The 23,702-nt window shown below is 66.1% G+C and carries 28 protein-coding genes, 1 tRNA gene and 1 pseudogene; 23 read left to right on the top strand and 7 right to left on the bottom strand.

The features are described 5' to 3' along the window. Positions 1–5 precede the first annotated feature (5 nt). From CWS39_RS03525 to CWS39_RS03575, 11 genes are all read left to right on the top strand, one after another. Positions 6–1,202 carry a cytochrome P450 gene (locus CWS39_RS03525; protein ID WP_102141528.1) on the top strand — a complete coding sequence of 399 codons (1,197 nt, stop codon included), beginning with the start codon at positions 6–8 and terminating at the stop codon, positions 1,200–1,202. Beyond that, positions 1,202–2,026 (top strand): SDR family oxidoreductase, encoded by an 825-nt coding sequence (locus tag CWS39_RS03530; RefSeq protein ID WP_102141529.1) that lies wholly within the window; start codon positions 1,202–1,204, stop codon positions 2,024–2,026. Before CWS39_RS03525 ends, CWS39_RS03530 begins: the two co-directional genes overlap by 1 nt. Continuing rightward, complete coding sequence (locus CWS39_RS03535) at positions 2,023–3,375, top strand: cytochrome P450 (protein WP_102141530.1); 1,353 nt, start codon at positions 2,023–2,025, stop codon at positions 3,373–3,375. Before CWS39_RS03530 ends, CWS39_RS03535 begins: the two co-directional genes overlap by 4 nt. A gap of 12 nt (positions 3,376–3,387) precedes the next feature. Continuing rightward, positions 3,388–3,633: a ferredoxin gene (locus tag CWS39_RS03540; protein WP_102141531.1), complete on the top strand. Its 246-nt coding sequence runs from the start codon at positions 3,388–3,390 to the stop codon at positions 3,631–3,633. Beyond that, a complete protein-coding gene (locus tag CWS39_RS03545) occupies positions 3,633–4,187 on the top strand; it encodes a Cif family virulence factor (protein ID WP_102141532.1) in 555 nt (184 codons plus the stop codon). The genes CWS39_RS03540 and CWS39_RS03545 overlap by 1 nt, the downstream gene beginning before the upstream one ends. A gap of 69 nt (positions 4,188–4,256) precedes the next feature. Next, positions 4,257–5,384 (top strand): NDMA-dependent alcohol dehydrogenase, encoded by a 1,128-nt coding sequence (locus tag CWS39_RS03550; protein WP_102141533.1) that lies wholly within the window; start codon positions 4,257–4,259, stop codon positions 5,382–5,384. 4 nt (positions 5,385–5,388) lie between these two features. After that, positions 5,389–6,465 (top strand): NAD(P)H-dependent amine dehydrogenase family protein, encoded by a 1,077-nt coding sequence (locus CWS39_RS03555; protein ID WP_102141534.1) that lies wholly within the window; start codon positions 5,389–5,391, stop codon positions 6,463–6,465. Next, the gene (locus CWS39_RS03560; RefSeq protein WP_102141535.1) at positions 6,462–8,459 is read left to right on the top strand and encodes an NAD(P)/FAD-dependent oxidoreductase; all 1,998 of its coding nucleotides are present in this window, start codon (positions 6,462–6,464) and stop codon (positions 8,457–8,459) included. Before CWS39_RS03555 ends, CWS39_RS03560 begins: the two co-directional genes overlap by 4 nt. A gap of 12 nt (positions 8,460–8,471) precedes the next feature. Next, positions 8,472–8,912 carry a nuclear transport factor 2 family protein gene (locus CWS39_RS03565; RefSeq protein ID WP_102141536.1) on the top strand — a complete coding sequence of 147 codons (441 nt, stop codon included), beginning with the start codon at positions 8,472–8,474 and terminating at the stop codon, positions 8,910–8,912. Positions 8,913–8,916: 4 nt separating this feature from the next. Next, complete coding sequence (locus CWS39_RS03570; RefSeq protein WP_102141537.1) at positions 8,917–9,762, top strand: SDR family NAD(P)-dependent oxidoreductase; 846 nt, start codon at positions 8,917–8,919, stop codon at positions 9,760–9,762. Positions 9,763–9,805: 43 nt separating this feature from the next. After that, the gene (locus CWS39_RS03575) at positions 9,806–10,222 is read left to right on the top strand and encodes an HIT family protein (RefSeq protein WP_102141731.1); all 417 of its coding nucleotides are present in this window, start codon (positions 9,806–9,808) and stop codon (positions 10,220–10,222) included. Here the strand turns inward: CWS39_RS03575 and CWS39_RS03580 are convergent. Both CWS39_RS03580 and CWS39_RS03585 read right to left on the bottom strand, forming a co-directional pair. Continuing rightward, positions 10,182–11,624, bottom strand: a complete 1,443-nt coding sequence (locus tag CWS39_RS03580; protein WP_233213347.1) for a sensor histidine kinase — start codon at positions 11,622–11,624, stop codon at positions 10,182–10,184. The two genes, CWS39_RS03575 and CWS39_RS03580, sit on opposite strands and share 41 nt — an antisense overlap. Before the next feature lie 4 nt (positions 11,625–11,628). Next, positions 11,629–12,348 carry a response regulator transcription factor gene (locus tag CWS39_RS03585; RefSeq protein ID WP_102141732.1) on the bottom strand — a complete coding sequence of 240 codons (720 nt, stop codon included), beginning with the start codon at positions 12,346–12,348 and terminating at the stop codon, positions 11,629–11,631. A 95-nt stretch (positions 12,349–12,443) separates the two neighbouring features. Here CWS39_RS03585 and CWS39_RS03590 point away from each other — a divergent pair, with 95 nt between their 5' ends. The 3 genes from CWS39_RS03590 (at position 12,444) to CWS39_RS03600 (ending at position 13,772) form a co-directional block, all read left to right on the top strand. Continuing rightward, a complete protein-coding gene (locus CWS39_RS03590) occupies positions 12,444–13,241 on the top strand; it encodes a hypothetical protein (protein ID WP_102141539.1) in 798 nt (265 codons plus the stop codon). A gap of 23 nt (positions 13,242–13,264) precedes the next feature. Continuing rightward, a tRNA-Thr gene (locus tag CWS39_RS03595) sits at positions 13,265–13,335 on the top strand. An 89-nt stretch (positions 13,336–13,424) separates the two neighbouring features. Then, complete coding sequence (locus tag CWS39_RS03600; RefSeq protein WP_142386801.1) at positions 13,425–13,772, top strand: hemophore-related protein; 348 nt, start codon at positions 13,425–13,427, stop codon at positions 13,770–13,772. 12 nt (positions 13,773–13,784) lie between these two features. On the opposite strand, the gene CWS39_RS03605 is transcribed toward CWS39_RS03600, so the two are convergent. The 4 genes from CWS39_RS03605 to CWS39_RS03620 all read right to left on the bottom strand — a co-directional run bounded on the left by CWS39_RS03605 (position 13,785) and on the right by CWS39_RS03620 (position 15,979). Next, positions 13,785–14,552, bottom strand: coding sequence for a cutinase family protein (locus CWS39_RS03605; RefSeq protein WP_102141541.1), 768 nt, complete (start codon positions 14,550–14,552; stop codon positions 13,785–13,787). An 86-nt stretch (positions 14,553–14,638) separates the two neighbouring features. Continuing rightward, positions 14,639–14,995 (bottom strand): Fe-S protein, encoded by a 357-nt coding sequence (locus CWS39_RS03610; RefSeq protein WP_102141542.1) that lies wholly within the window; start codon positions 14,993–14,995, stop codon positions 14,639–14,641. A 25-nt stretch (positions 14,996–15,020) separates the two neighbouring features. After that, complete coding sequence (locus tag CWS39_RS03615) at positions 15,021–15,626, bottom strand: M15 family metallopeptidase (RefSeq protein WP_102141543.1); 606 nt, start codon at positions 15,624–15,626, stop codon at positions 15,021–15,023. Beyond that, positions 15,626–15,979: an Rv2640c family ArsR-like transcriptional regulator gene (locus CWS39_RS03620; RefSeq protein WP_102141544.1), complete on the bottom strand. Its 354-nt coding sequence runs from the start codon at positions 15,977–15,979 to the stop codon at positions 15,626–15,628. The genes CWS39_RS03615 and CWS39_RS03620 overlap by 1 nt, the downstream gene beginning before the upstream one ends. 101 nt (positions 15,980–16,080) lie before the next feature. Here CWS39_RS03620 and CWS39_RS03625 point away from each other — a divergent pair, with 101 nt between their 5' ends. The 9 genes and pseudogenes from CWS39_RS03625 to CWS39_RS03665 all read left to right on the top strand — a co-directional run bounded on the left by CWS39_RS03625 (position 16,081) and on the right by CWS39_RS03665 (position 23,270). Next, complete coding sequence (locus tag CWS39_RS03625) at positions 16,081–16,548, top strand: ArsI/CadI family heavy metal resistance metalloenzyme (protein WP_102141545.1); 468 nt, start codon at positions 16,081–16,083, stop codon at positions 16,546–16,548. A gap of 58 nt (positions 16,549–16,606) precedes the next feature. Next, on the top strand, positions 16,607–17,119 hold the full coding sequence (locus tag CWS39_RS03630) for a DinB family protein (RefSeq protein WP_102141546.1): 513 nt from the start codon (positions 16,607–16,609) through the stop codon (positions 17,117–17,119). Positions 17,120–17,161: 42 nt separating this feature from the next. Further along, on the top strand, positions 17,162–17,536 hold the full coding sequence (locus tag CWS39_RS03635) for an ArsR/SmtB family transcription factor (RefSeq protein ID WP_102141547.1): 375 nt from the start codon (positions 17,162–17,164) through the stop codon (positions 17,534–17,536). Beyond that, positions 17,533–18,606, top strand: a pseudogene (gene arsB / locus CWS39_RS03640) (ACR3 family arsenite efflux transporter); the annotation flags it as partial. The gene CWS39_RS03635 and the pseudogene arsB, both read left to right, overlap by 4 nt. Before the next feature lie 62 nt (positions 18,607–18,668). After that, positions 18,669–18,821, top strand: coding sequence for a hypothetical protein (locus CWS39_RS03645; protein ID WP_431306080.1), 153 nt, complete (start codon positions 18,669–18,671; stop codon positions 18,819–18,821). 127 nt (positions 18,822–18,948) lie between these two features. Continuing rightward, complete coding sequence (locus CWS39_RS03650; RefSeq protein WP_102141549.1) at positions 18,949–21,276, top strand: xanthine dehydrogenase family protein molybdopterin-binding subunit; 2,328 nt, start codon at positions 18,949–18,951, stop codon at positions 21,274–21,276. Next, positions 21,276–21,929, top strand: a complete 654-nt coding sequence (locus CWS39_RS03655; protein ID WP_102141550.1) for an SRPBCC family protein — start codon at positions 21,276–21,278, stop codon at positions 21,927–21,929. Before CWS39_RS03650 ends, CWS39_RS03655 begins: the two co-directional genes overlap by 1 nt. Then, positions 21,926–22,801 carry an FAD binding domain-containing protein gene (locus CWS39_RS03660; protein WP_102141551.1) on the top strand — a complete coding sequence of 292 codons (876 nt, stop codon included), beginning with the start codon at positions 21,926–21,928 and terminating at the stop codon, positions 22,799–22,801. The genes CWS39_RS03655 and CWS39_RS03660 overlap by 4 nt, the downstream gene beginning before the upstream one ends. Further along, positions 22,794–23,270 carry a (2Fe-2S)-binding protein gene (locus CWS39_RS03665; RefSeq protein WP_102141552.1) on the top strand — a complete coding sequence of 159 codons (477 nt, stop codon included), beginning with the start codon at positions 22,794–22,796 and terminating at the stop codon, positions 23,268–23,270. Before CWS39_RS03660 ends, CWS39_RS03665 begins: the two co-directional genes overlap by 8 nt. Before the next feature lie 66 nt (positions 23,271–23,336). Here the strand turns inward: CWS39_RS03665 and CWS39_RS03670 are convergent, their stop codons facing one another. Continuing rightward, on the bottom strand, positions 23,337–23,582 hold the full coding sequence (locus CWS39_RS03670) for a hypothetical protein (protein WP_142386802.1): 246 nt from the start codon (positions 23,580–23,582) through the stop codon (positions 23,337–23,339). Positions 23,583–23,702: the final 120 nt, after the last annotated feature.

Genomic DNA, 23,702 nt, shown 5'->3' on the forward strand with positions numbered 1-23,702 from the left:
GACTCATGACGGCAGGCACGCTGGTGCTTGATCCGTACGACTACGACTTCCACGAAGACCCGTACCCGTACTACCGCCGGCTGCGCGACGAGGCGCCGCTGTACCGCAACGACGAGCGCGGCTTCTGGGCGCTGTCGCGGCATGCCGACGTGCTGCAGGGTTTCCGCAACAGCACCGCACTGTCCAACGAGTACGGCGTGTCACTGGATCCGATCTCTCGCACCCGCGACGCGCACAAGGTGATGTCGTTTCTGGCGCTGGATGATCCGGCGCATCTACGACTGCGCACACTGGTGTCCAAGGGCTTCACCCCGCGACGTATCCGCGAGCTGGAACCGCGCGTCACCGCGATTGCGGTGGAGCACCTCGAAGCCGCGCTGCAAAGCGAAAGCTTCGACTACGTCGACGAATTCGCGGGCAAGCTGCCGATGGATGTCATTTCCGAACTGATGGGCGTGCCCAAAGAGGACCGGGCCCGTATCCGCGCGCTGGCCGACGGTGTCATGCACCGTGAGGAAGGTCTGCCCGACGTGCCGGCCACGGCGATGGCGGCCTCGGCCGATCTGATGGTCTATTACGCCGACATGGTCAAGCAGCGCCGCCGCAAGCCGACCGACGACCTGACGTCGGCACTGCTGGAGGCCGAGATCGACGGCGATCACCTAACCGACGACGAGATCATGGCGTTCCTGTTCCTGATGGTGGTCGCCGGTAACGAGACGACGACGAAACTGCTTGCCAACGCGGCGTATTGGGGCTACAAGAACCCCGATCAGCTGGCCGGCGTGTTCGCCGACCATTCCCGCATCCCGCTGTGGGTCGAGGAAACACTGCGCTACGACACGTCGAGCCAGATCCTGGCCCGCACCGTCGCCGAAGAGCTCACGCTCTACGACACCACGATCCCCGTCGGTGACGTGCTACTGCTGCTGCCAGGGTCGGCCAACCGTGACGACCGCGTCTTCGACGACCCCGACGACTACCGCATCGGCCGCGAAATCGGCTCGAAGCTAGTGAGTTTCGGCAGCGGAGCACACTTCTGCCTGGGCGCGCACCTGGCCCGGATGGAAGCCCGGGTGGCACTCGCCGAGTTGTTCAAGCGAATCCGCGGATACGAGGTCGACGAGGCCAACGCCGTCCGCGTCCACTCCAGCAATGTCCGCGGATTCGCTCATCTTCCGATCACCGTGGAGGTCGCCTGATGCCCCGTTTCGAACCCCATCCCGACCGCCGGCCGGCGATCGTCGCCGGCGCCTCGTCTGGCATCGGCGCCGCGACCGCGACCGAGCTGGCCTCGCGGGGCTTCCCGGTCGCACTCGGCGCGCGGCGGGTGGAGAAGTGCCAGGAGATCGTCGAAGAGATCGAATCCGGTGGAGGCGAGGCGATTGCGCTGCCACTCGACGTCACCGACGCGGACTCGGTCAAGTCGTTCGTGCACGGCGCCACCGAGGCTCTCGGTGACATCGAGGTGCTGGTCGCCGGCGCCGGCGACACCAACTTCGGTCGCATCCACGAGATGAGCACCGACGAGTTCGAGTCGCAGGTCCAGATCCACCTCATCGGCGCCAACCGGATCGCCACCGCGGTGTTGCCCGGCATGGTGGAGCGTCGACGCGGTGACCTGATCTTCGTCGGCTCCGACGTCGCGCTGCGGCAGCGTCCCCACATGGGCGCCTACGGCGCCGCCAAGGCCGGATTGGTCGCCATGGTGACCAACCTGCAGATGGAGCTCGAAGGCACCGGCGTGCGGGCCTCGATCGTGCATCCCGGGCCGACGAAGACGAACATGGGTTGGAGCCTGCCCGCCGAGAAAATCGGTCCCGCCTTAGAGGATTGGGCCAAGTGGGGTCAGGCCCGCCACGACTACTTCCTGCGGGCCGTCGACCTGGCGCGGGCCATCGCGTTCGTCGCCGAGACGCCGCGCGGCGGGTTCATCGCCAACATGGAACTTCAGCCGGAGGCGCCGCTCGCCGACGTCAAGGACCGCCAGAAGCTGCAACTTGGTGAAGAGGGAATGCCATCGTGACTGCTGTCAAAGAGGTACAACGGGTTTCGGGCGGGGCCGAAGAACACGGCCACCTGGAAGAATTTCGCACCGACCCGATCGGGCTGATGAAGCGCGTTCGTGAGGAATGCGGCGACGTCGGCATCTTCCAGCTCGCCGACAAGCAGGTGGTGCTGCTCTCCGGTGCCGAGGCCAACGAATTCTTCTTCCGCTCAAGCGATGACGATCTCGACCAGGCTGCCGCCTATCCGTTCATGACGCCGATCTTCGGCAAGGGCGTGGTCTTCGACACCGATCCGGAGCGGCGCAAGGAGATGCTGCACAACGCCGCGCTGCGCGGGGAGCAGATGAAGGGCCACGCCACCACGATCGAGGCAGAGGTCCGCCGGATGATCGCCGACTGGGGCGACGAAGGTGAGATCGATCTGCTCGACTTCTTCGCCGAGCTGACGATATACACCTCGTCGGCGTGCTTGATCGGCAAGAAGTTTCGCGAGCAGCTCGACGGCCGGTTCGCCCGGCTGTACCACCAGCTCGAACAGGGCACCGACCCGCTGTGCTACGTCGACCCGTACCTGCCCATCGAGAGCTTCCGGCTGCGCGACGAGGCGCGGGAGGGCTTGGTGGCACTGGTGCAGGAGATCATGAACAGTCGCGTCGCCAACCCGCCGAAGGACAAGAGCGACCGCGACATGCTCGACGTCCTCGTCACGATCAAGGACGAGGACGGCAACCCGCGGTTCTCCGCCGATGAGATCACCGGCATGTTCATCTCGATGATGTTCGCCGGGCACCACACCAGCTCGGGCACCGCGTCGTGGACGCTGATCGAGCTACTGCGTCACCCCGACGTGTACGCCGAGGTCATCAAGGAGCTCGATGAGCTCTACTCCGATGGCCAGGAGGTGAGTTTCCATGCGCTGCGCCAGATTCCGAAGCTGGAGAACGTGCTCAAGGAGACGCTGCGGCTGCACCCGCCGCTGATCATCCTGATGCGGGTGGCTCAGGGCGAGTTCGAGGTGGCGGGTTATCCGATCCACAAGGGCGACATGGTGGCCGCATCGCCGGCCATCTCCAACCGGATCCCCGAGGATTTCCCCGACCCGGACGCGTTCGACCCCGACCGGTACGACAAACCGCGCCAGGAAGACCTGATCAACCGATGGACGTGGATCCCGTTCGGCGCGGGCCGGCATCGTTGCGTCGGCGCCGCGTTCGCCACCATGCAGATCAAGGCGATTTTCTCGGTGTTGTTGCGGGAGTATGACTTCGAGATGGCGCAGCCGTCGGAGAGCTACCGCAACGACCACTCCAAGATGGTGGTGCAGCTGGCCCAGCCCGCCAAGGTGCGCTACCGCAAGCGCGTCTAGAGGAGGCCGAAGATGGGCTTGAAGATCGAAGTCGACCTGGACCTGTGCCAGGGGCACGCGATGTGCGAGCTGGAGGCCCCCGACTACTTCAAGGTGCCCAAACGCGGTCAGGTCGAGATTATCAAAGACGAAGTGCCAGAAGAGGATCGGCCGCAAGTCGAACAGGCCGTGTGGGCGTGTCCCACCCAAGCCCTGTCCATCAAAGGAACCCCTGGGGGCAGGAGCGAAGCGACCCGGGGGAATAGAGAGGATGAGTAATGCCGGCATTCCCGCGCGAGCAATTGGAGGACTTCGTCGAACGGTGGCTGCAGGCCAACCGGGAGGCCGAACAGAAGGGTGACTGGCGGGGGCTGGCCGACTTCTACACCGACGACGCCACCTACGGCTGGAACATCGGGCCGAAGGAAGACGTGATGTGCATCGGCATCGACGAAATCCGCGACATCGCACTGGGCCTGGAGATGGAGGGCCTGGACAACTGGCGCTACCCCTACCAGCGGGTGATCATCGACGACAAGATCGGCGAGGTCGTCGGCTTCTGGAAGCAGGTCGCCACGGATAGTGATGGCACAGAATCGGAGATCTACGGCATCGGCGGCAGCTGGTTCCGGCTGACCGACGTGGACGGTGTCGCCAAGATCGAATGGCAGCGTGACTTCTTCGACTTCGGCCACGTGCAGAAGCTCTATCTCGACCTGATGAACGCCGGCAAGCTTTCCGAGGGCATGCAGAAGCGCATCGAACGCAGCCTCGCCGGAGAGAAACTGCCCGGCTACTACCCGCTGGGCAAAGCGCCGGTGCCCATCTGGTGACCCGCCGTCAGCTGTGTGACTTAGGTAACTACGCTGTCGCTTGAAGGCCTCCGACGAAAGCAGGTTCCGATGAAGACAAAGGGCGCTCTCATCTGGGAGTTCAACCAACCGTGGTCGGTCGAGGAGATCGAGATCGGCGATCCCGTCAAGGATGAAGTCAAGATCCAGATGGAGGCGTCGGGCATGTGCCACTCCGACTTCCACCTGGTCACCGGCGGCATCCCGATGGGCGGCTTCCCCGTGCTGGGCGGGCACGAGGGCGCGGGCATCGTCACGGAGGTGGGCCCCGGCGTCGAAGATCTCGCACCGGGCGATCACGTCGTGCTGTCGTTCATCCCGTCCTGCGGGCGGTGTCCGTCCTGTGAGGCCGGGCTGCGCAACCTCTGCGACCTCGGCGCCGGACTGCTCAACGGCGCCGCCGTCTCCGACGGCACCTTCCGCATTCAGGCCAAGGGCCAGAACGTTTACCCGATGACGCTGCTGGGCACGTTCTCGCCGTACATGGTGGTGCACAAGAGCTCGGTGGTGAAGATCGACCCGTCCATCCCGTTCGAGGTGGCCTGCCTGGTCGGCTGCGGCGTCACCACCGGATACGGCTCGGCGACCCGCACCGCCGATATCCGGCCCGGCCAGGACGTCGCGATCGTCGGCGTGGGCGGCGTGGGCATGTCCGCGCTGCAGGGAGCCGTCATCGCCGGCGCACGGCACATCTTCGTCATCGAGCCGGTGGAGTGGAAACGTGACGCGGCGCTGAAATTCGGTGCCACCCATGTGTATCCCGACATGGACGCGGCAATGGCCGGCATCGCCGAGGTCACCATGGGCTTCATGGCCCACAAGGTGATCGTCACCGTCGGCGAGCTGCACGGGCAGGACATCGACACCTACATGAACATCACCGCCAAGGGCGGCACCTGCGTGGCGACGGCCATCGGCAGCATGTTGGACACCCAGGTCACGCTGAACCTGGCGATGCTCACGCTGATGCAGAAGAACCTGCAGGGCACCATCTTCGGCGGCGGGAACCCGCACTACGACATCCCGCAGCTGCTGTCGATGTACAAGACCGGCAAGCTGAACCTGGACGACATGATCACCCGGCAGTACAAGCTGGAGCAGATCAACGAGGGCTACCAGGACATGCTGGACGGCAAGAACATTCGCGGAGTCATCCGCTACACCGACGACGATCGGTAATCACATGGGTCAGCGGTTGCGGGTCTTCCAGGTGGCGTCGGGCAATGTCGGTACCGAGATGATCAAGCGCATCGGCCACCACCGCGATCTGGAGCTGGTCGGCCTGCACTGCTACTCACCGGAGAAGGTCGGTCGCGATGTCGGCGAGATCGCCGGCATCGGGCCGATCGGTGTCACCGCCACCGGTTCGGTCGACGACATCGTGGCCGCCCAGCCGGATTGTGTGACGTTCCACGGGGTTTGGCCCGACATCGAGCTGTACCGGCGGGTGCTGGAAGCCGGGATCAACGTCGTCACCACCGCGGACTGGGTCACCGGCCATCACCGAAACACCAACCACCGCCGCAATGGCACAACCGAATCCGACATCCTGCAGGCCGCCTGTGCGCGCGGAAATTCGACGTTCTACGGCACGGGCATGAATCCCGGTCTGGCGCAGATCCTGACGATCGTGCACTCGGCCGACGTCGCCGAAATCGAGAACGTCACCTGCATCGAGTCGGTCGACGTGTCCTGCCACCACTCGGCCGAAACGTGGGCCAACTGCGGGTTCGGCCGACCCGTCGACGATCCCGAGGTGCCCCGGCTGCTGGAGCTGGGCACCCGGGTCTTCGAGGACGGTGTGCGGCTGATGGCCGACTGCCTCGACGTCGAGCTCGACGAGGTGGTGTTCCAGTACGAATTGGGCGCATGCACAAAAGATGTCGATCTGGGCTGGTACCAATTGCCGGCCGGGTCGTTGGGCGGCTGCGCATTCCAATACGTCGGCGAGGTCGATGGCGTGCCACGGGTGGAGCTGCACCTGGAGTGGCAGATGACCCCGCACACCAATCCGAGCTGGAAAATCCAGGGCTGCTACATCACCAAGATCACCGGCGACCCCTGCATCTACAGCAAGCACCTGATCCTTCCGAAGCCCGGCACCGACTTCTCGACGCCCGAAGCGTTCGCCGCGATAGGCATGACGGTGACCGGTATGCCCGCGTTGAACGCCATCCGCGCGGTGGTCGACGCCCCGCCGGGCATCGTCACCAGCGCCGACCTGCCGCTGCGCGCATTCGCGGGGCGCTTCGCGTCTTGAGCACGTTCCCGCATCTGTTGGCGCCGGCCAGGATTGGCGCGATGTCGGTGCGCAACCGGATGGTGATGTCGCCGATGGAGACCATGTACGGCACACCCGACGGCCTGCCGTCGGAGCGCACACGTGACTATTTCGCCGCCCGCGCCAAGGGCGGTGTCGGCCTGATCACCGTGGGCGCCACCGGAATCGATCCGCAGCACCCCGAAACGCCGGGCGGGCTGCACATCGGCACCGACGAGGCGGTCGACGCCCATCGCGCGCTGGTCGACGCGGTGCACGAGCACGGCGCCAAGATCCAGCCGCAGATCGTGCATGCCGGACCCGACGGGCTCGGCCCGGAAATGCACGGTGTGATGTCGATCGGCCCGTCGGTGATCCCGTCGTACCTGACCGGCCGGCCGTCCGCCGAAGTCACCCAGCAGCAGCTCGTCGAGGTCTTCGACTTGTTCAAGGCGGCGGTGCGGCGCGCCGCAGAAGCGGGATACGACGGCATCGAGTTGCATGCCGCGCACGGCTACATGTTTCTGGGATCATTCCTGGCGCCGCAACGCAACCGCCGCACCGATGACTACCGCGGCGACTCGGTGAAGGGCCGCATCCGCGTGGTGCTCGAGGCGCTGGCCGCCATCCGCTCCGAGATCGGCGACGCGCTGCCCATCACATTGCGCATCTCCGGCTACGAACGGGTCGCAGGCGGCCGGCCTATCTTCGAAACCGCCCAGGTGGCACCGCAATTGGTGGCCGCCGGGGTGGATGCGTTTCACGTCAGCGGCGGCGTGATCGACCGGCTGGTCACGGGCATGGTCAATGCGGCCGATGACGGCGAAGCCGTGAACGTCGGCGCGGCGGCCGCGGTCAAGGAAGTCGTCGACGTGCCGGTGATCGCCGTCGGCCGGATCCACGACCCACAACGCGCCGAACAGATACTCGCCGAGGGCCGCGCCGACTTCATCGCGATGGGCCGACCCATGCTGGCCGATCCCGACCTGGCGGCGAAAGTACTTACCGGACAGGCGCATCGGATCCGCAGGTGCATTTCGTGTGAGAACTGCATCGACGCCATGGAACAACGCTTCTCGGTGGACTGCGCGGTCAATCCCCGCACGGGCAAGGAGCGTGAGCTCGCGGTGCTTCCGACCCGGCACCGCAAGCACGTGGTGGTGATCGGCAGTGGGCCGGCCGGTATGGAGGCGGCCCGGGTGGCCGCCGACCGCGGACACCGCGTCACACTGTTCGAACGCAACAGGCAGACCGGCGGGGCGCTGTTGTGGGCGTCCATCCTGCATCCCGAGAACGAGCCGTTTCTGGTGTGGCTGCGCGACGAGTTGTCTCGCACCACCGCGAAGGTCGAACTGGGCCACGAGATTTCGGCGGATGAGGTGGCCGATCTGCGGCCCGACGCGGTGGTGGTGGCCAACGGAGGGCAGGTGGAACTGCCCGACATCCCTGGGTCGGACCTGCCTCATGTGCGCAGTGGACCCGCGCTGCGCGAACTGCTCGGCGGATGGCGGCAGCGGTTCGTACGGCCTGCGGCGGTGCGGGCGGCGAGCCGCGCCTGGCTGCCGCTGGGACGCCGGGTGGCGATCGTCGGCGCCGATCTGGTGGCACTCGAGCTGGCCGAATTCCTCGCCGCCCGTGGTCGTCTGGTCTCGGTGCTGGAGCCGGGCAAGGCCATCGCGCCGGAGATCGGCAACAAACGCAAGACCGAACACATGGATCGGCTGGATCGGCTGGGAGTCACGGTGCACGTGCGGGCCGCGGTCGAGCGGATCGTGCCCGACGGCGTGGTGTTCACTCCGCACGCGGGCACCAGCCGCCAACTCTCCGCCGACAGCGTCGTGGTGGCGGGCACCCTGAAACCGAACACGGAGTTGTACGAAAAGCTCGTCGCCGCCCTGCCCGAGACCACGGTGACCGCCGCCGGCGATTGCACCGGCCTCGGCCTGATCCGCAAAGCCACCGAGGACGGCGCCCGCGCCGCCTGCAGCATCTAACGAAGGAGAGATATGTCCAATGGCAACACCGAAACCGTTCGGCAGTCACCGGCACTCACGGCGTCGCAGAACTCGTGGCGCTGCGTCCAGTCGCACGACAAAGAGGGCTGGCTGGGTTTGATGGCCGACGACGTCGTCATCGAAGACCCGATCGGCAAGGCGATCACCAATCCCGACGGCAACGGTGTGCGGGGTAAAGAGGCAGCGGCGGCGTTCTACGACACCAACATCGCGGCGAACAACTTGCGCATCACCTGCGAGGAGACGTTCCCGTCCAGCTCGCCCGACGAGATCGCCCATATCCTGGTGCTGCGCAGCCAGTTTGACAACGGAGTCACCAGCACCGTGCGCGGCATCTTCACGTATCGCGTGAACGATGACGGCCTGCTGACCAACCTGCGCGGCTACTGGAACATGGACATGATGGAGTTCGGCCAGGCGGGTCAGAATTAGCGACCTGACCGGCCGTGGCGCGGTCGTCGTCGGCGGTTCGCGCGGTATCGGCCTGGCCGTCGCGGAATTACTGGCCGCCCAGGGTGCGGGCGTCGTGGTCAATGGCCGCGATGCCGATGCGGTAGCCCAAGCGGCGCAACGCATTTCCGGCGTGGCATATCCGGGCTCGCCCGCGGATCCGTCGACCGCCGATGGGTTGATCAACGCCTGCGTGCAGGAATTCGGTCGCATCGACATCCTGGTGAATTGTGCGGGCACACCCGAGCCCCCGGGTTCGTCGATCCTCAATGTCACCAGCGCCCAGTTCCGTGACCTGCTCGACGCGCATCTGGGCACGACGTTCGAGACCTGCCGGGCCGCCTCGCCGCGCTTGGTCGAGCAGGGCGGCGGCGTCATCGTCAACACCAGTTCGTTTGCGTTCCTTGGGGATTACGGCGGCACCGGCTATCCGGCCGGTAAGGGCGCTGTCAACGGGTTGACCATGGCGATCGCCGCGGAGCTGAAGGAACACGGCGTGCGGGCGAATGTGGTGTGCCCGGGCGCACGGACGCGCATTTCGACCGGCCCGCAGTACGAAGCCCAGATCGCCGACTTGAACCGCCGCGGGCTGCTCGATGACGCCAGCACGCAGGGCGCGCTCGACACCGCACCGCCGGACTACGTTGCGCCGACGTACGCGTACTTGGTCAGTGACCTCGCGAAGAACGTGACGGGCCGGATCTTCATCGCGGCGGGCGGTTTCGTCGGCGAATTCGCCCGGCCGACGCCGTCGATCCTCGCGTACCGCGACCATCACACGTCGCCGCCGTGGACCGTCGACGAGTTGCACGGGATGATCGCGAAGGCATGAGGTTGTGCACTGCGGCACGGACACGCTCAGTACGCTCAGATCCATGGCCACCGTCTTCACCAAGATCATCAACGGAGAACTGCCAGGCCGATTCGTCTATGAGGACGACGAGATCGTCGCCTTCCTGACCATCGCGCCGATCACCCACGGCCACACGCTGGTGGTGCCGCGCGCAGAGATCGACCACTGGCAGAACGTCGATCCGGCGGTGTTCGGCCGGATCATGGCGGTCTCGCAATTGATCGGCAAGGCCGTCACCAAGGCGTTCGGCGCCGAACGGGCGGGCGTGATCATCGCGGGCCTGGAGGTGCCGCATCTGCACGTGCATGTCTTCCCGGCCTACAACCTGAGCGACTTCGGCTTCGCCAACGCCGACCACAACCCCTCGCCCGAATCGCTCGACGAGGCACAGGCGAAAATCAAAGCGGCGCTGGAGCAATTGCAATCCGCGGGAGGCTGACGGTAAACCGGCAGCCCTCCCCCGGGCCGGTCGCGACTCTGACCGTTCCGCCGTGGGCAGCCACCAGCGAGTCGACGATCGACAGCCCCAAGCCGGTGCCGCCGCTTTCCCGCGCCCGTGACGAGTCGGCGCGGTAAAACCGCTCGAACACCCGTTGCGCGTCGTCAGGACTCATCCCGGGACCTTCGTCGCAGACCTCGAGGACCGCATCGTCGTCCCGCGTGCCGACCCGCACCGTGACCCCGGCCGTGTCCGGTGTGTGCTGCAGCGCGTTGGCCACCAGGTTGCCGAGAACCTGGCGCAGCCGCGCCTCGTCGCCCAGCACTTCAGGGGTGCCGGGCCCGTCGATCACCTCCATCGCGATGTCGCGTTGTGGCGCGATCGACTGCGCATCGTGCACGGCGTCGGTGGCCAGCGTCAGCAGGTCGACGCGGTGTCTCTCCAGCGGGCGCTGCGCGTCGAGGCGGGCCAGCAGCAGCAGGTCCTCGACGAGTAAACCCATTCGGCCGGCTTCGCTTTCGATGCGGCCCATCAGCATGTCGACATCGCGGGCGGCGCCCTGACGGTACAGCTCGGCGAATCCGCGGATGGTGGTCAACGGTGTGCGCAGTTCATGGCTGGCATCGGTGATGAACCGGCGCATCCGCTCCTCGGAACTACGGGCTTGCTCCGCCGAGGCGTCCGACGCTGCCACCGCCCGCTGGATCTGGGCCAGCATTCCGTTGAGCGCCAACGATAATCGGCCCACTTCGGTGCGAGGATCCCGTTGCGGGACGCGACGGTCGAGCTCGCCGGCGGCGATGGCCGCGGCTGTCTGTTCGACCTCGGTCAGCGCACGCAGACTGCGATGCACCACCGCATATCCGACCACGCCGAGTACGAGAAGCACGGCGACGCCGATGCCGGCCTGGGCGTAGATCAGCGAGCGCACCGTCGACTGCACATCGGCCAAATCGATTGCGACTGTGGTGAGCTCACCGTTGGGGCCACGCACCGTCATCGCACGCCATTCGTTGGTGTGGTTGACGGATCCGACGGTGACCGGTTCGGGCCCGACGTTGTTGTCGGCGGGCAGCGCGGGTTCGGCCTCGCGGTCGTTGACCGCCAGCCAATTGCGGCCGTCCGGATCGATGCCGCGGACGTAGAAGTCCGACGGCGGGCGAGCGGGATTCGGCCCTTCCGCCGGCGCGGTCGATGGCCGCCGTGGCGCCTGCGCCCAGCTGCGCGAGGCGTCGATCAGCGCCGCATCGACCCGGTTGACCAGCGTGTGCCGCAGGATCGAGGTGACCGCGACGCCGGAAGCCAGCAGCCCGCACGCCACCAGCACCAGCGTCGCCGCCACCAACCCCACCTTCAGGGGCACACCCCTGCGCACTAGCCGTGCACTCTGCTCTTCGCGCAAGCGCTCATCGCGGCTCGCGGAGGACGTACCCAACGCCGCGCAACGTGTGCAGCAGGCGCTTCTCGCCGGTGTCGATCTTGCGGCGCAGATATGAGACGTAGGACTCGACGACGTTGACGTCGCCGCCGAAGTCGTAGCGCCAGACGTGGTCGAGGATCTTCGGCTTCGACAGCACCATGCCCGCGTTGATCATGAAGTACCGCAGCAGCGTGAACTCCGTGGGCGACAACGCCACCGGCTCGCCGGCCTTCCACACCTCGTGGGTGTCCTCGTCGAGTTCGATGTCGGCAAACGTCAGCCGCGACGTCTTGGGCTGCTCGGCACCACGCCCGCTGCGGCGCAGGATCACGCGCAGCCGGGCGACGACCTCTTCGAGGCTGAACGGTTTGGTGACGTAATCGTCACCGCCGAGCGTGAGGCCGGCGATCTTGTCCTGCAGCGTGTCACGAGCGGTGAGAAACAGTGCCGGCGCGTCGATGCCGTCGGCCCGCAGTCGGCGCAGCAGGCCGAAGCCGTCCATGCCCGGCATCATCACGTCGAGGATGATGGCGTCCGGCCGGGCTTCGCGGGCCTTGTCGATCGCCGCGGGTCCGTTCGAGGCGGCGTGCACCTCGAAGCCCTGGAACTTCAGGCTGACGGAGAGCAGCTCGACGATGTTGGTCTCGTCGTCGACGACGAGCACGCGGGCTTCGGGAGTGTTCTCGGGTGTAGCAGGCATGGCCATTTCGCCACTGTCCATGACGCGCCTGGGAGCAAGCCTGCGTGCAAGCTGTGCAGTACCTGTGAGTTTCATTACAAGCTTGCCCATAGACTGAGCCCATGAACCTCGGCAAAGCCTTTGCTGACCTGGCCACCGCACCCATCAAGGTCGGCCTCGCCGTCGCCGACGCGGGACTGGACATCGCCAACACTGCACTGGGGCGTGCGCGGTCGGGGTCAGGATCCGTCGCCTCGATGCTGGGCCTGGACGAAGCCGTCGAACGGGCAAACCGGCTGGCCCATCTGATGGACGACGACGCGCCGCTGGGGCGGGCGCTGGCGCCGAACGGTCCGTTGGACCGGCTGCTGCGGCCCGGCGGGCTGGTAGATCAGCTCACCAGGGAAGGCGGCCTGCTGGACCGCATGACGGCGGAGAGCGGCCCGGTCTCCCGCGCGCTGGCGCCGGGCGGTCTCGTCGACCAGGTGACCGCCGAGGGCGGATTGATGGACCGGATGACGGCCGACGACGGAGCGCTGTCACGGGTGATCGCGCCGGGCGGGTTGGCGGATCAACTGTTGGCCAACGACGGGTTGATCGAACGTGTGCTGCGCGAGGACGGCGTGGCGGACCGGCTGCTGGCCGAGGGCGGACTGCTGGACACGCTGACCGATCCTGAGGGGCCGCTGCTGAAGCTGGCCGATGTGGCCGACACGTTGAACCGGTTGGCGCCTGGGCTGGAGGCGCTGGCGCCGACGATCGACGCGCTGCACGAGGCCGTCGTGACGCTGAGTCAGGTGGTCAATCCGCTGAGCAATATCGCCGATCGAATTCCGCTGCCGGGACGGCGGCCACGTGCACGTTCGTCGGCGTCCGCCCGTACGGTGCGGTCACAACGTGTGATCGAGGCCGACGAGTAACCCGATAAACTCGGCTTCCGCAGGCCCCCTTAGCTCAGTGGTAGAGCAACGCCCTTGTAAGGCGTGTGCGTCGGTTCGATCCCGACAGGGGGCTCAAACGGACACTTCGTTCAGAGGCTTCCGCCCGCAGGAACGACGCTGCTAGCTTTTTTGATGGTGTCGGGTTACCGCAGCGTGCAATAGGTGGGAGGGTTACGAATGGTCAAGCACACGCTGGCAAAACTGGTTGTCACGGGTGGCGCGCTGGCCGGCGCGGGGATCGCCGGAGCTGGAGTCGCCGCCGCAGATCTAGGCCCGTTGCTCGACACCAGCTGCACTTATTCGCAGGCGGAGGCCGCGATCAAAGCCGTTTCGCCGGACGGTGGCCAGGGGTTCTCCGCCTCCCCGATGATGCAGACCTGGCTGCATGCATTCCTCGACGCGCCAGTTGAGCAGCGACAAAAGCTGATCGATTCGGCGCCCGAGGTACGGCAATACACCGACGTCATCGTGGCGATGGCCAACACCTGCGAGAACTATCCAGCCGGTTAACCGGCGAGCCGCCTACGCTGGTGGTGGCGGCGGTACCGGGCCCGGCCCGAGCCGATTCACAACGAAGGTTGCGGCCTCGTTGGTCATCCCGTTCATGCCGTACGAGATGTGCGCGAACCCGGGCTGACCGCCCACGACACCGGAGCAGATGTCGTCGCCGGGGGCGCACAACTCGATGGTCTTGGGCTCATACAGCGGACCGATCCTGATCGGCGGCACGCCGTAGGCGCTCAGGAACTGGTCGGAGGGCTTGCCGAACAGTGCAACCGCGGCGACGTGGTCAGCAATCTCCGGCGGCATCGGCCTGGGCACGTACTGCACGTACTCCGCAGGCACTTCCTCCGGGATTTCGGCGGAGGTGACGAAGCCGGCCAAGGCCGCGCCTTGGGAGTATCCACCCAGCACGATCTTGGTGTTCGGACAGCTTTCCGCCATGAACTGGACGCGATCTCGCGCGTCGTAAATCCCGTTGACCACGGTGCTGACGAACTCCAGGCCCGCCTGCAGATCGCCGGGAGGCGGGAAATTGCCGCTCGCGGGGTAATCGACCCCGTAAACGTTGATAGACCGGCCGCCGGCCTGCGCGCGCAGCGCGTCGACGAACGCCTGGCCCACCATGCCGACGCCGGGTGGCTCGTAGGTGCCACGGGCGAACACCACCTCCACGTCGGGGCACGGCTGCGCGGACGCGGACGGGATCGGCGGATCCAGCAGCGCCGCCCACATCACCAACACGGCGCTCGCGACAACCAGCAACCGACTTGCTTTGATGGCGTTCATGCACACCCCCACAGCGTCGTAGCATCCCGACTCTTGGCCTGCGTCCCATGCTGTCATACCGCGCAAGGGCGCGGGCTAAACGTCGATCACACCCAGAGCACCGCGATGCCCGCCGCAAGGATTGACAGCACGCCGGCCGAGATGAACAGCGGCCGCGGCGCGGGCTCACTCGTTCGTCGCTGCCGCGCATTCGCGATGCCCAGCACGCCGCCCAGCGCAACGAGGATCACGAGCTTCACGCCAATCTTCGGGTAATTCAACTCGATTCCCGCGGGCCAGGGCGCGGCCAGCGCGAGCCCGGTGAGCAATGACAGCAACAGCCCGTACTCCATCACGCGCGTGGTGCGGTAGCGCTTCGCCGCTGCCTCGACGATCCAGGAGCCGAAGGTGGCCGCGAACCCAACGATGTGCAGCAGAACAACGACGTTGCGTAGTAGATCCATGGCTCGCAGTGTAAGCCCAGCCCAATTAAGTCAGCGGCACGCCGAGAATCGGCCGCGGCACCGAGGCGCCGGGCCCGTCGAAGTGCCACCACTCGCCCTCGTACACCGTCAACCCGCCCGCCGCCATCGCCTTCCGCAGCCGCGCCCGATTCGCTTGCGCCACAGCGCTGATGCCGTCGGTCGCGAATGCCAAAGCGCGCGGCGAGAATTCGTCGAAATCGGTACCCATCTCCGCGCCCGCGATCGTCACGTCGACCGATCGGCCCGCCTCGTGGCTGCGCGCATACGGTCCCGGCTGCGCCACCCACTCCGGATTGGGCACCGCTTCGAACATCCTCACCTGGACTTCATGCGGTCGGTAGCAGTCCCAGAAGACGAGCACATCGGGCCGCAGCGCCTCGGCCGCGGCAGCCAGGCCCGCGGCCAGCGACTCATGCACCAGGCAGCGCGCGTCGGGCGGATACAGCGGTTCGCCGACGAAGTTGTTCGCCGTCGCATAGCGCAGGTCGATGATCGCGTCCGGCACGACGGTTCGCACGTCGACCAGACCCGCCTCCGACGCCGGTGACGCGTGCGCGACGCCTGCGCTGTACACCGCCGCCAGCACCCCGACCGTGAGCAATCGCTTCATCACGTGCAGCAGGTTGGGTCGAGGACGACGCACAGCGCGCTCAACGCATCGTGCCGCGCGCGATGAAAGACGTTCATACCCCGCCGATCCGACTCGACGAGGCCCGCTTTGCGAAGCTGCGCCAGGTGGTGACTGACGGTCGACTCGCTCAATCCGAGCACCGCGGCCAACTCACCGCCGCTCTCCTCACCGGACGAGAACAGGTGCGACATGATCTTCACCCGCACCGGATCCGCCAGCGCCTTGAGGCGCAGTGCCACCTGCAGGGCGTCCTCATCGCTCATCGGCCCCGCAGCGACGGGCGCGCAGCACACGGGCGCGGAGATGTCGATCGTGGGCAACGTCTTCGGCATGACACCATCTTGCCAGGGATATTGACATATATCAAAAAGGTGCGACCATGGACTCAGCGCGCTAGTTCGATATATGTCTCACAGGTTCCAGGAGGTTCCACATGTCCCGCGTACAACTCGCCCTCAATGTCGACGACCTCGACGAGGCGATCACGTTCTACTCCAAGCTGTTCAACACCGCGCCGGCCAAGGTGAAGGACGGCTACGCGAACTTCGCGATCGCCGAACCCCCGTTGAAACTGGTGCTGTTGGAGAACCCCGGCCGGGGCGGCACCATCAACCACCTCGGCGTCGAGGTCGAGTCCAGCGAGCAGGTGCACGCCGAAATTGCCCGGTTGTCGGGCGAAGGCCTCTTCACCGATGAGGAGATCGGCACCACCTGTTGCTTCGCCACCCAGGACAAGGTCTGGGTGACCGGCCCGGCCGGCGAGAAGTGGGAGGTCTACACCGTGCTGGCCGATTCCGACACCTTCGGCACCAGCCCGCAGCATCCCGCGGACGGTGATGACGCCGTGTGCTGCGGCGGATCGTCTACGGAAGCAGACAAAGCAACTGCGTCCTGCTGCTAGCCGATCGCGACCTACCGCGGCCGTGGCGACATGGCCGCGGTAGGCGCATGATCGGGGCATGGATCGGGACGCGATCGCTGCCGATCTGGAGCGCGCACGTGTGAGGTTTCACCAGCTCTTGGCGGCCGCCGGGCCGGACGACTGGGGAGGGCCCACGCGCGGAACCCGTTGGACGAACGAGCAATTGCTCTTCCACATGGTGTTCGGCTACATGGTCGTGCAGCGGTTGTTGCCGCTCGTGCGATTGCTGGGGCGGCTGCCCGAAGGCGTCAGCGCGGCATACGCCCGACTGCTCAACGCGGCGACGCGGCCGTTCCATCTGGTCAACTACTACGGGTCCTGCGCCGCGGCCACGGTATACAACCGCCGGCGAATGGGCGCGAAGCTCGATCATGTCATCGACGCATTGCAGCGCAGGCTCGCTCAAGAGACCGACGACGACCTGCGCCGCGGCATGCACTTCCCCACCAGGTGGGATCCGTTTTTCACCGATTACATGACGCTGGAGGACGTGTACCGCTACCCCGGGCGCCACTTCGACTTCCATGCGCGCCAGCTCAGCTTCATCTAACGTTCATTTGCCAACTGATTCGATATCTGTCAATATCGACGTATGTCGAAGTCACCGCGGTTATTGACTGATCCGGCGTGTTGCCCTCCCGGCGCACTGCTACGCGAGCCGCTCACGCCTGCGGCTGCAGCGGATATGGCGGTCAAACTCAAAGCGCTGGCCGATCCGGTGCGGTTGCGGTTGTTTTCCGCGATCGCCAGCCATGCTGGTGGTGAGGCCTGTGTCTGTGACATCTCGGCCGGGCTGGAGGTTTCCCAGCCCACCGTGAGCCATCACCTCAAGGTGCTGCGCGACGCGGGTCTGCTCACCTCCGAGCGTCGGGCGTCGTGGGTGTATTACGCGGTGGTGCCCGAAGCCCTGGCCAGCCTGTCAGTACTTCTGGGCGCGGCCACCGACACCGTTGGGGTGCCGGCATGACCGACACTGCCACTGCAGCACCGGCCGTCGTCGCCAAGCTGTCCACCCTCGACCGGTTCCTGCCGGTCTGGATCGGCGCCGCCATGATCGCCGGACTGCTGCTCGGGCGGTGGATCCCCGGGCTGAACACGGCGCTGGAAAGCGTTGCGCTGGATGGGATTTCGCTGCCCATCGCCCTCGGGTTGCTGGTCATGATGTATCCGGTGCTGGCCAAGGTCCGCTACGACCGACTCGACACCGTCACCGGAGACCGCAAACTCCTCGTCGCCTCCCTGCTGCTGAACTGGGTGCTCGGCCCGGCACTGATGTTCGCGTTGGCGTGGCTGCTACTGCCCGACCTGCCCGAATACCGCACGGGCCTGATCATCGTCGGCCTCGCCCGCTGCATCGCCATGGTGATCATCTGGAACGACCTGGCCTGCGGCGACCGGGAAGCCGCCGCCGTCCTCGTCGCGCTTAACTCGATCTTCCAAGTCATCATGTTCGCAGTCCTGGGATGGTTCTACCTGTCGGTGCTGCCCGGCTGGCTCGGGCTCGAACAAACCACCATCGACACCTCGCCCTGGCAGATCGCCAAATCCGTGCTCATCTTCCTCGGCATCCCCCTGCTGGCCGGATACCTCTCCCGCCGCATCGGCGAACAAGCCAAGGGCCGCGACTGGTACGAGACGCGGTTCCTGCCGCGCATCGGGCCATGGGCGCTCTACGGGCTGCTGTTCACCATCGTGATTCTCTTTGCGCTACAAGGCGATCAGATCACCAACCAGCCGTTCGACGTCGCCAGGATCGCCCTGCCGCTGCTGGCCTACTTCGCCATCATGTGGGGCGGCGGCTACCTACTCGGCATCGTGCTCAAACTGGGCTATGAGCGCACCACCACACTGGCGTTCACCGCCGCCGGCAACAACTTCGAACTCGCGATCGCGGTCGCCATCGCCACCTACGGCGCCACCTCCGGACAAGCCCTCGCCGGGGTCGTCGGACCCCTCATCGAAGTACCGGTCCTCGTTGCGCTGGTGTATGTCTCCCTGGCGCTGCGGCGCCGGTTCACCCATCACACCCGAACACATTCCCGATGACTTGACGACGAGAACGGAGACCACCCCATGACCGAAAGCCCGGCAACCACCAATTGCGCGCCGACCTGAACGTCGACCAGAAGCTGGCACTAAAGACGGCGGCGACCCGGCTGCACGGCGAGTTCGACGGCACGTTCGGCACCGAAACCATCGAACGCCGCGTCCGCCAGCTCCTCGCGGACCTCGGCGTCGACCCAGTATGCTGAGCAGTCGCACAACATTGCCGCTGGTTGAGCGGTTTTACGTGCGATAATGGCACTCTCATCTTCTAATATTGTACTTCTCTGGGTACGATAACGTCGCTTCTACAGCCGACGGATTGGAGCGATTGCCGTGACCTCACAGTCCTCTGGGACCGTCGCGACCCGATACGCCGGGACCCGGGTCCAGCGGGTGGAGGACGGCCGCCTGCTCACCGGACATGGCACCTTCGTCGACGACGTCACACGGCCCGGCATGCTGCACGCCTGCTTCGTCCGCAGCCCCTTCGCGCGCGCCAAGATCAACGGCATTGACGCCTCGGCGGCGCTTGCAATGCCGGGCGTGCACGCGGTGTTCACCGCCGAGGATCTCAACCCCGACGTCAAGGAGGCGTGGCACGCCGTCGCAGGCAAGGACATCCCCGACACCCCGCGGCCGCCGCTCGCCGACGGCGAGGCGAAGTTCGTCGGCGACCCGGTCGCGATCGTCGTCGCCGAGAACCGCTACATCGCCGAGGACGCGATCGAACTTGTCGACGTCGACTACGAACCGCTGCCGGCAGTCGCGGACTTCCGTAAGGCCGTCAACGCCGAGGTCGTCGTGCACGAGGCATACCCCGACAACGTCGCCGGCGGCATGGCCGGGGCTCCACCCGACGAGGAGACGTTCAATACCGCCGCGCATGTCGTGTCAGAGAACATCTACCAGCAGATGTATGTGCCCGTGCCGATCGAGACGCGCGGCATGGTCGCCGAATGGCAGGGCGCCTCAGGCGAACTCACCATCTGGGCATCCACGCAGACACCGCATGAGCTGCGCGCGTTCGCCGCACGACTGTTGGGCATCCCGGCGCAGCATGTCCGCGTAATCATGAAGGATACCGGCGGCGGCTTCGGCCAGAAGGTCGTCCCGATGCGCGAAGACATGTGCATCATGCTCGCCTCCCGTAAGGTGCCCGCCGCGCTGAAGTGGATCGAGGACCGTCGCGAAAACCTGATGGCGGCCGGGCAATCTCGGCACGTCGACGGCAATGTCCGGATGGCGTTCGACGACGACGGCAACATCTTGGCCGCCGACATCGACTTCGCCCAGGACGTCGGCTCGTATCCGACGCCGTACCCAGTGTTGACCACCGCGGCCATCGGCATGTTCTTCCCGGGCCCATACCGCGTTCCGAAGGCCAGCTTCAACTACAAGACGGTGTTCTCCAACACCGCCGGCCTGCATGCATACCGCGGGCCCTGGCAGTACGAGACCCTCACTCGCGAAATACTTCTCGACATCGCCGCTCGCAAGATGGGTATGGATCCCGTCGAGCTGCGCCGCAAGAATCTGCTGCGCCGAGACGAAATGCCCTACTTCAACCCCAACGGCATGCCGTATGACCATGTCGCGCCGATCGAAACCTTCGAGCAGGCAGTCAAGATCCTCGACCACGAGGGCTTCCGGCGGGAGCAGCGCGACGCGCTGGCGCAGGGACGCTATATCGGCCTTGGCTTTTCGGCGTATATCGAGCCGACGGGCGCGGCGACCGGTCACTTGGCCAGCGAGGGCGCGACTATCCGCATCGAGCCGACGGGCAAGATCAACGTCTATGTCAACGGCGGGTCGACGGGAAACAGTTTGGAGACCACCGTCGTTCAGCTCACGGCCGATGCATTGGGCGCCGACATCGAGGACGTCGCCACCATCCAGGGCGATACCGCGGTGACGCCGTACGGTGCCGGCACGCAGGGCAGCCGCAGCGGGCCGATGACCGCGGGCGCCGTCAACGAGACGGCGACCGTGCTGCGCAAGAAGATCGTGGCGATGGCGGCGGCGCGCCTGGGCGTCGAGGAAGACGCCATCGAACTTGCCAACTCACGGGCCACTGTCCGCGACGACCCCGAAAAGTCAGTCAGCTTCGCCGATCTCGCCTACCGCGCGTACTACGAGCCGCAGCAGCTGCCGCCCGGGATGTCGGCGGGCTTGGAGGCCAGCGAGCGATTCGTCTCCCAGGCGCCGATCCACTGGGCCAACGCGACGCACGCGTGCACCTGCGAGGTCGACGTGGAAACCGGGCATGTCACGCTGACGCGCTACATCGTCAGCGAAGACGTCGGTCCCATGATCAACCCGAACGTGGTCGAGGGCCAAATAGCCGGTGGCACAGTGCAAGGCATCGGCGGCGCGCTGTTGGAGAACCTGGCCTACGACGACGACGGCAACCCGCTGGCATCGACGTTCGTCGACTATCTGCTCCCGACAGCCACAGAGGTCCCGCAGATCGAATACGGCCATGTCGAGATACCCGGCCCGGGCGTAGGCGGTTACAAGGGCGCCGGTGAGGGCGGCGCGATCGGGTCGACACCCGCGGTGATCAACGCGATCAACGACGCGCTGGCGCCGCTGGGCGTCACAATTACCAGACTGCCGGCCAGCCCAGCAGCGATCGTCTCGTTACTCGAGGAGGCCCGATAGTGGAACTAGTCAACGAATTTCGTGTGCCCGTGCCTGCCGACAAGGCGTGGGAGGTGCTGACCGATGTCGAACGGATCGCACCGTGTATGCCGGGGGCGCAGTTGCTTTCGGTCGACGGCGACGAGTTCACCGGCGCGGTCAAAGTCAAGGTCGGGCCGATCACCGTCCAGTACAAGGGCAAGGCGCAGTTCGTGGAGAAGGACGCCGCGGCGCACCGCGCAGTGATCAAGGCCAACGGCAAAGAGACCCGCGGGCAAGGCAATGCGGCCGCGCTGGTCACCGCGGAACTCAAGGACGAGGGCGACAGCACGACGTGCGTGCTGACCACCGACCTGACGATCACGGGCAAGGCCGCGCAGTTCGGGCGCGGAGTGCTGGCGGACGTGGCCGGAAAATTGATCGGGCAGTTCGCCGACCGACTGGAAGCCGACGTGCTGGCCGATAGTCGCCCGGCGGCAGCGGCAGCGTCGAACGCATCGGAGGCGCCGGCGCCGATGAGCCAATTCAAGGCTGCCCAGCAGGCCGACGACACTGGGTCCGTCGACCTGCTCAGCGTCGTCGCCGGACCGATCGCCAAGCGCGTGGCCCCGGTGGCGGGCGGGTTGGCGGTTGGCCTTCTGGTCGGCTGGCTTCTCGGGCGTCGCGGCGCATGAAACCCGCACCGTTCGAGTACCACCGCCCGGACAGCACTGCTGAAGCTGCACAGATGCTCGCCGAATTCGGCGAGGACGCAAAGGTTCTCGCGGGCGGGCAGAGCCTGGTGCCGATGCTCGCGCTGCGGTTGGCGTTCTTCGACCACCTGGTCGACATCTCGCGGCTCGACGAATTGAAGGGCATCGAACGTCGCAACGGCGCGCTGTGGATCGGCGCGGGCACCACCGACGCGGCCGTCGGCGCCTCGTCGGAGGTCGAGTCCGCGGTGCCACTGCTCACCCGCGTGACGCCATACATCGGGCACTTCCAGATCCGCAACAAGGGGACTCTCGGCGGGTCCGTCGCACACGCCGATCCGGCCGGCGAGTATCCGACGGTCGCGCTGACGCTCGACGCGCAGATGGAGGCCGTTTCACCGAACGGCACGCGTCGGATACCGGCGTCGGAGTTCTTCCAAGGCTTGTGGGAAACCGCGCTTGAGCCCGACGAGGTGCTTACCGGCGTCTCGTTTCCGGTGTGGAGCGGCCGCTGCGGCTTCGCCGTCGAGGAATTTGCCCGTCGCCACGGCGATTTCGCGATCGCCGGGGCCACCATCGCGGTCGAACTCGACGGCGATGATCGACTGAGCCGCTGCGGCATCGGCCTGCTGGGTCTGGGCTCGACACCGGTGCGCGCCGCGCAGGCCGAGCAGGGTGTCATCGGACGCCCGGTCAGCGAGATCACCCCGGAAGAGGTCGGCAAGCTCGCGATGTCCGGGCTCGATGAGATTCCCGCCGACCTACAAGGTTCGGCCGCGTATCGCAGCCGAGTCGGCGCCGCGATGGTGGCGCGGGCTTGGACGTCAGCCACCACGGAGGCCATCAATGCATGAGATGCCGGTTCAAGTAACGGTCAACGGACGCGAGTTCGAGGCCAGCGTCGAACCGCGGGTGACGCTCGCGGACTTCCTGCGCGAGAAGTGCGGGCTGACTGGCACGCATCTGGGCTGCGAACACGGCGCCTGCGGTGCGTGCACGGTGCTAGTCGACGGCGACGCCGTGCGCTCCTGCTTGATGTTCGCGGTGCAGGCGGAGGGTTCGCAGGTCACGACGGTGGAGGGCATCGCCTCGGCCGACGGTGAACTCTCACCGGTGCAGGCGGCACTGCGCGAGTGTCACGGCCTGCAATGCGGCTTCTGCACACCGGGTTTCGTCACGTCGATCACCGCGCTGCTGCGCGAAAACCCGCAGCCCAGCGATGACGAGATCCGCGAAGGACTGTCCGGAAACTTCTGCCGGTGCACCGGCTACCAGGGCATCGTGAACGCGGTGCACCTCGCCGCGGAGAAGATGCGGGGCTAATCGCGGCCGGGCGTTTTACGGCCTTATGCCTAGGATTGATGCCACTTTTTGGCACAAATCCTCCACTTAAGCGGCGCGATCGATCGTCGCGAACTCGCAACCCGCCCCACAGGGATGCCCGTCAACGGCGACTCCATGTCGCTGCATAAGACGGGCGATCTTCGCGGCTGTCTGACATGCACGTCCGAAAACCTGGCCGTAGGAGAGTCTGACGGTCGATCGTCCCTCGATCGCGGCGTCCAGATCGCGCTCGAAATCGGCGTCGCGCGCTGATGCCGTGTCGTGATAGATCCGCCCGTCGAGTTCGACCACCAGCCGTCCCGCGTACTCCACGTCGCGGTAGCAGACACCCGTCGATGAGACGGCCCGCTGTTGTCGAGAGCCACGGGGCAGGCCATGCGCTCGGGTGGCTCGAATCCTCCACCTAAGCGT

It is taken from the genome of Mycobacterium hubeiense (assembly GCF_002838065.1).
Classification (GTDB): domain Bacteria; phylum Actinomycetota; class Actinomycetes; order Mycobacteriales; family Mycobacteriaceae; genus Mycobacterium; species Mycobacterium hubeiense.

What these genes read in the sequence shown, in the direction of transcription:
- CWS39_RS03525 (WP_102141528.1), top strand. Translation starts at nt 6, where the DNA reads ATGACGGCAGGCACGCTGGTGCTTGATCCGTACGACTACGACTTCCAC.
- CWS39_RS03530 (WP_102141529.1), top strand. Translation starts at nt 1,202, where the DNA reads ATGCCCCGTTTCGAACCCCATCCCGACCGCCGGCCGGCGATCGTCGCC.
- CWS39_RS03540 (WP_102141531.1), top strand. Translation starts at nt 3,388, where the DNA reads ATGGGCTTGAAGATCGAAGTCGACCTGGACCTGTGCCAGGGGCACGCG.
- CWS39_RS03545 (WP_102141532.1), top strand. Translation starts at nt 3,633, where the DNA reads ATGCCGGCATTCCCGCGCGAGCAATTGGAGGACTTCGTCGAACGGTGG.
- CWS39_RS03550 (WP_102141533.1), top strand. Translation starts at nt 4,257, where the DNA reads ATGAAGACAAAGGGCGCTCTCATCTGGGAGTTCAACCAACCGTGGTCG.
- CWS39_RS03555 (WP_102141534.1), top strand. Translation starts at nt 5,389, where the DNA reads ATGGGTCAGCGGTTGCGGGTCTTCCAGGTGGCGTCGGGCAATGTCGGT.
- CWS39_RS03565 (WP_102141536.1), top strand. Translation starts at nt 8,472, where the DNA reads ATGTCCAATGGCAACACCGAAACCGTTCGGCAGTCACCGGCACTCACG.
- CWS39_RS03575 (WP_102141731.1), top strand. Translation starts at nt 9,806, where the DNA reads ATGGCCACCGTCTTCACCAAGATCATCAACGGAGAACTGCCAGGCCGA.
- CWS39_RS03585 (WP_102141732.1), bottom strand. Translation starts at nt 12,348, where the DNA reads ATGGCCATGCCTGCTACACCCGAGAACACTCCCGAAGCCCGCGTGCTC.
- CWS39_RS03590 (WP_102141539.1), top strand. Translation starts at nt 12,444, where the DNA reads ATGAACCTCGGCAAAGCCTTTGCTGACCTGGCCACCGCACCCATCAAG.
- CWS39_RS03605 (WP_102141541.1), bottom strand. Translation starts at nt 14,552, where the DNA reads ATGAACGCCATCAAAGCAAGTCGGTTGCTGGTTGTCGCGAGCGCCGTG.
- CWS39_RS03610 (WP_102141542.1), bottom strand. Translation starts at nt 14,995, where the DNA reads ATGGATCTACTACGCAACGTCGTTGTTCTGCTGCACATCGTTGGGTTC.
- CWS39_RS03615 (WP_102141543.1), bottom strand. Translation starts at nt 15,626, where the DNA reads ATGAAGCGATTGCTCACGGTCGGGGTGCTGGCGGCGGTGTACAGCGCA.
- CWS39_RS03620 (WP_102141544.1), bottom strand. Translation starts at nt 15,979, where the DNA reads ATGCCGAAGACGTTGCCCACGATCGACATCTCCGCGCCCGTGTGCTGC.
- CWS39_RS03625 (WP_102141545.1), top strand. Translation starts at nt 16,081, where the DNA reads ATGTCCCGCGTACAACTCGCCCTCAATGTCGACGACCTCGACGAGGCG.
- CWS39_RS03630 (WP_102141546.1), top strand. Translation starts at nt 16,607, where the DNA reads ATGGATCGGGACGCGATCGCTGCCGATCTGGAGCGCGCACGTGTGAGG.
- CWS39_RS03635 (WP_102141547.1), top strand. Translation starts at nt 17,162, where the DNA reads ATGTCGAAGTCACCGCGGTTATTGACTGATCCGGCGTGTTGCCCTCCC.
- CWS39_RS03660 (WP_102141551.1), top strand. Translation starts at nt 21,926, where the DNA reads ATGAAACCCGCACCGTTCGAGTACCACCGCCCGGACAGCACTGCTGAA.
- CWS39_RS03665 (WP_102141552.1), top strand. Translation starts at nt 22,794, where the DNA reads ATGCATGAGATGCCGGTTCAAGTAACGGTCAACGGACGCGAGTTCGAG.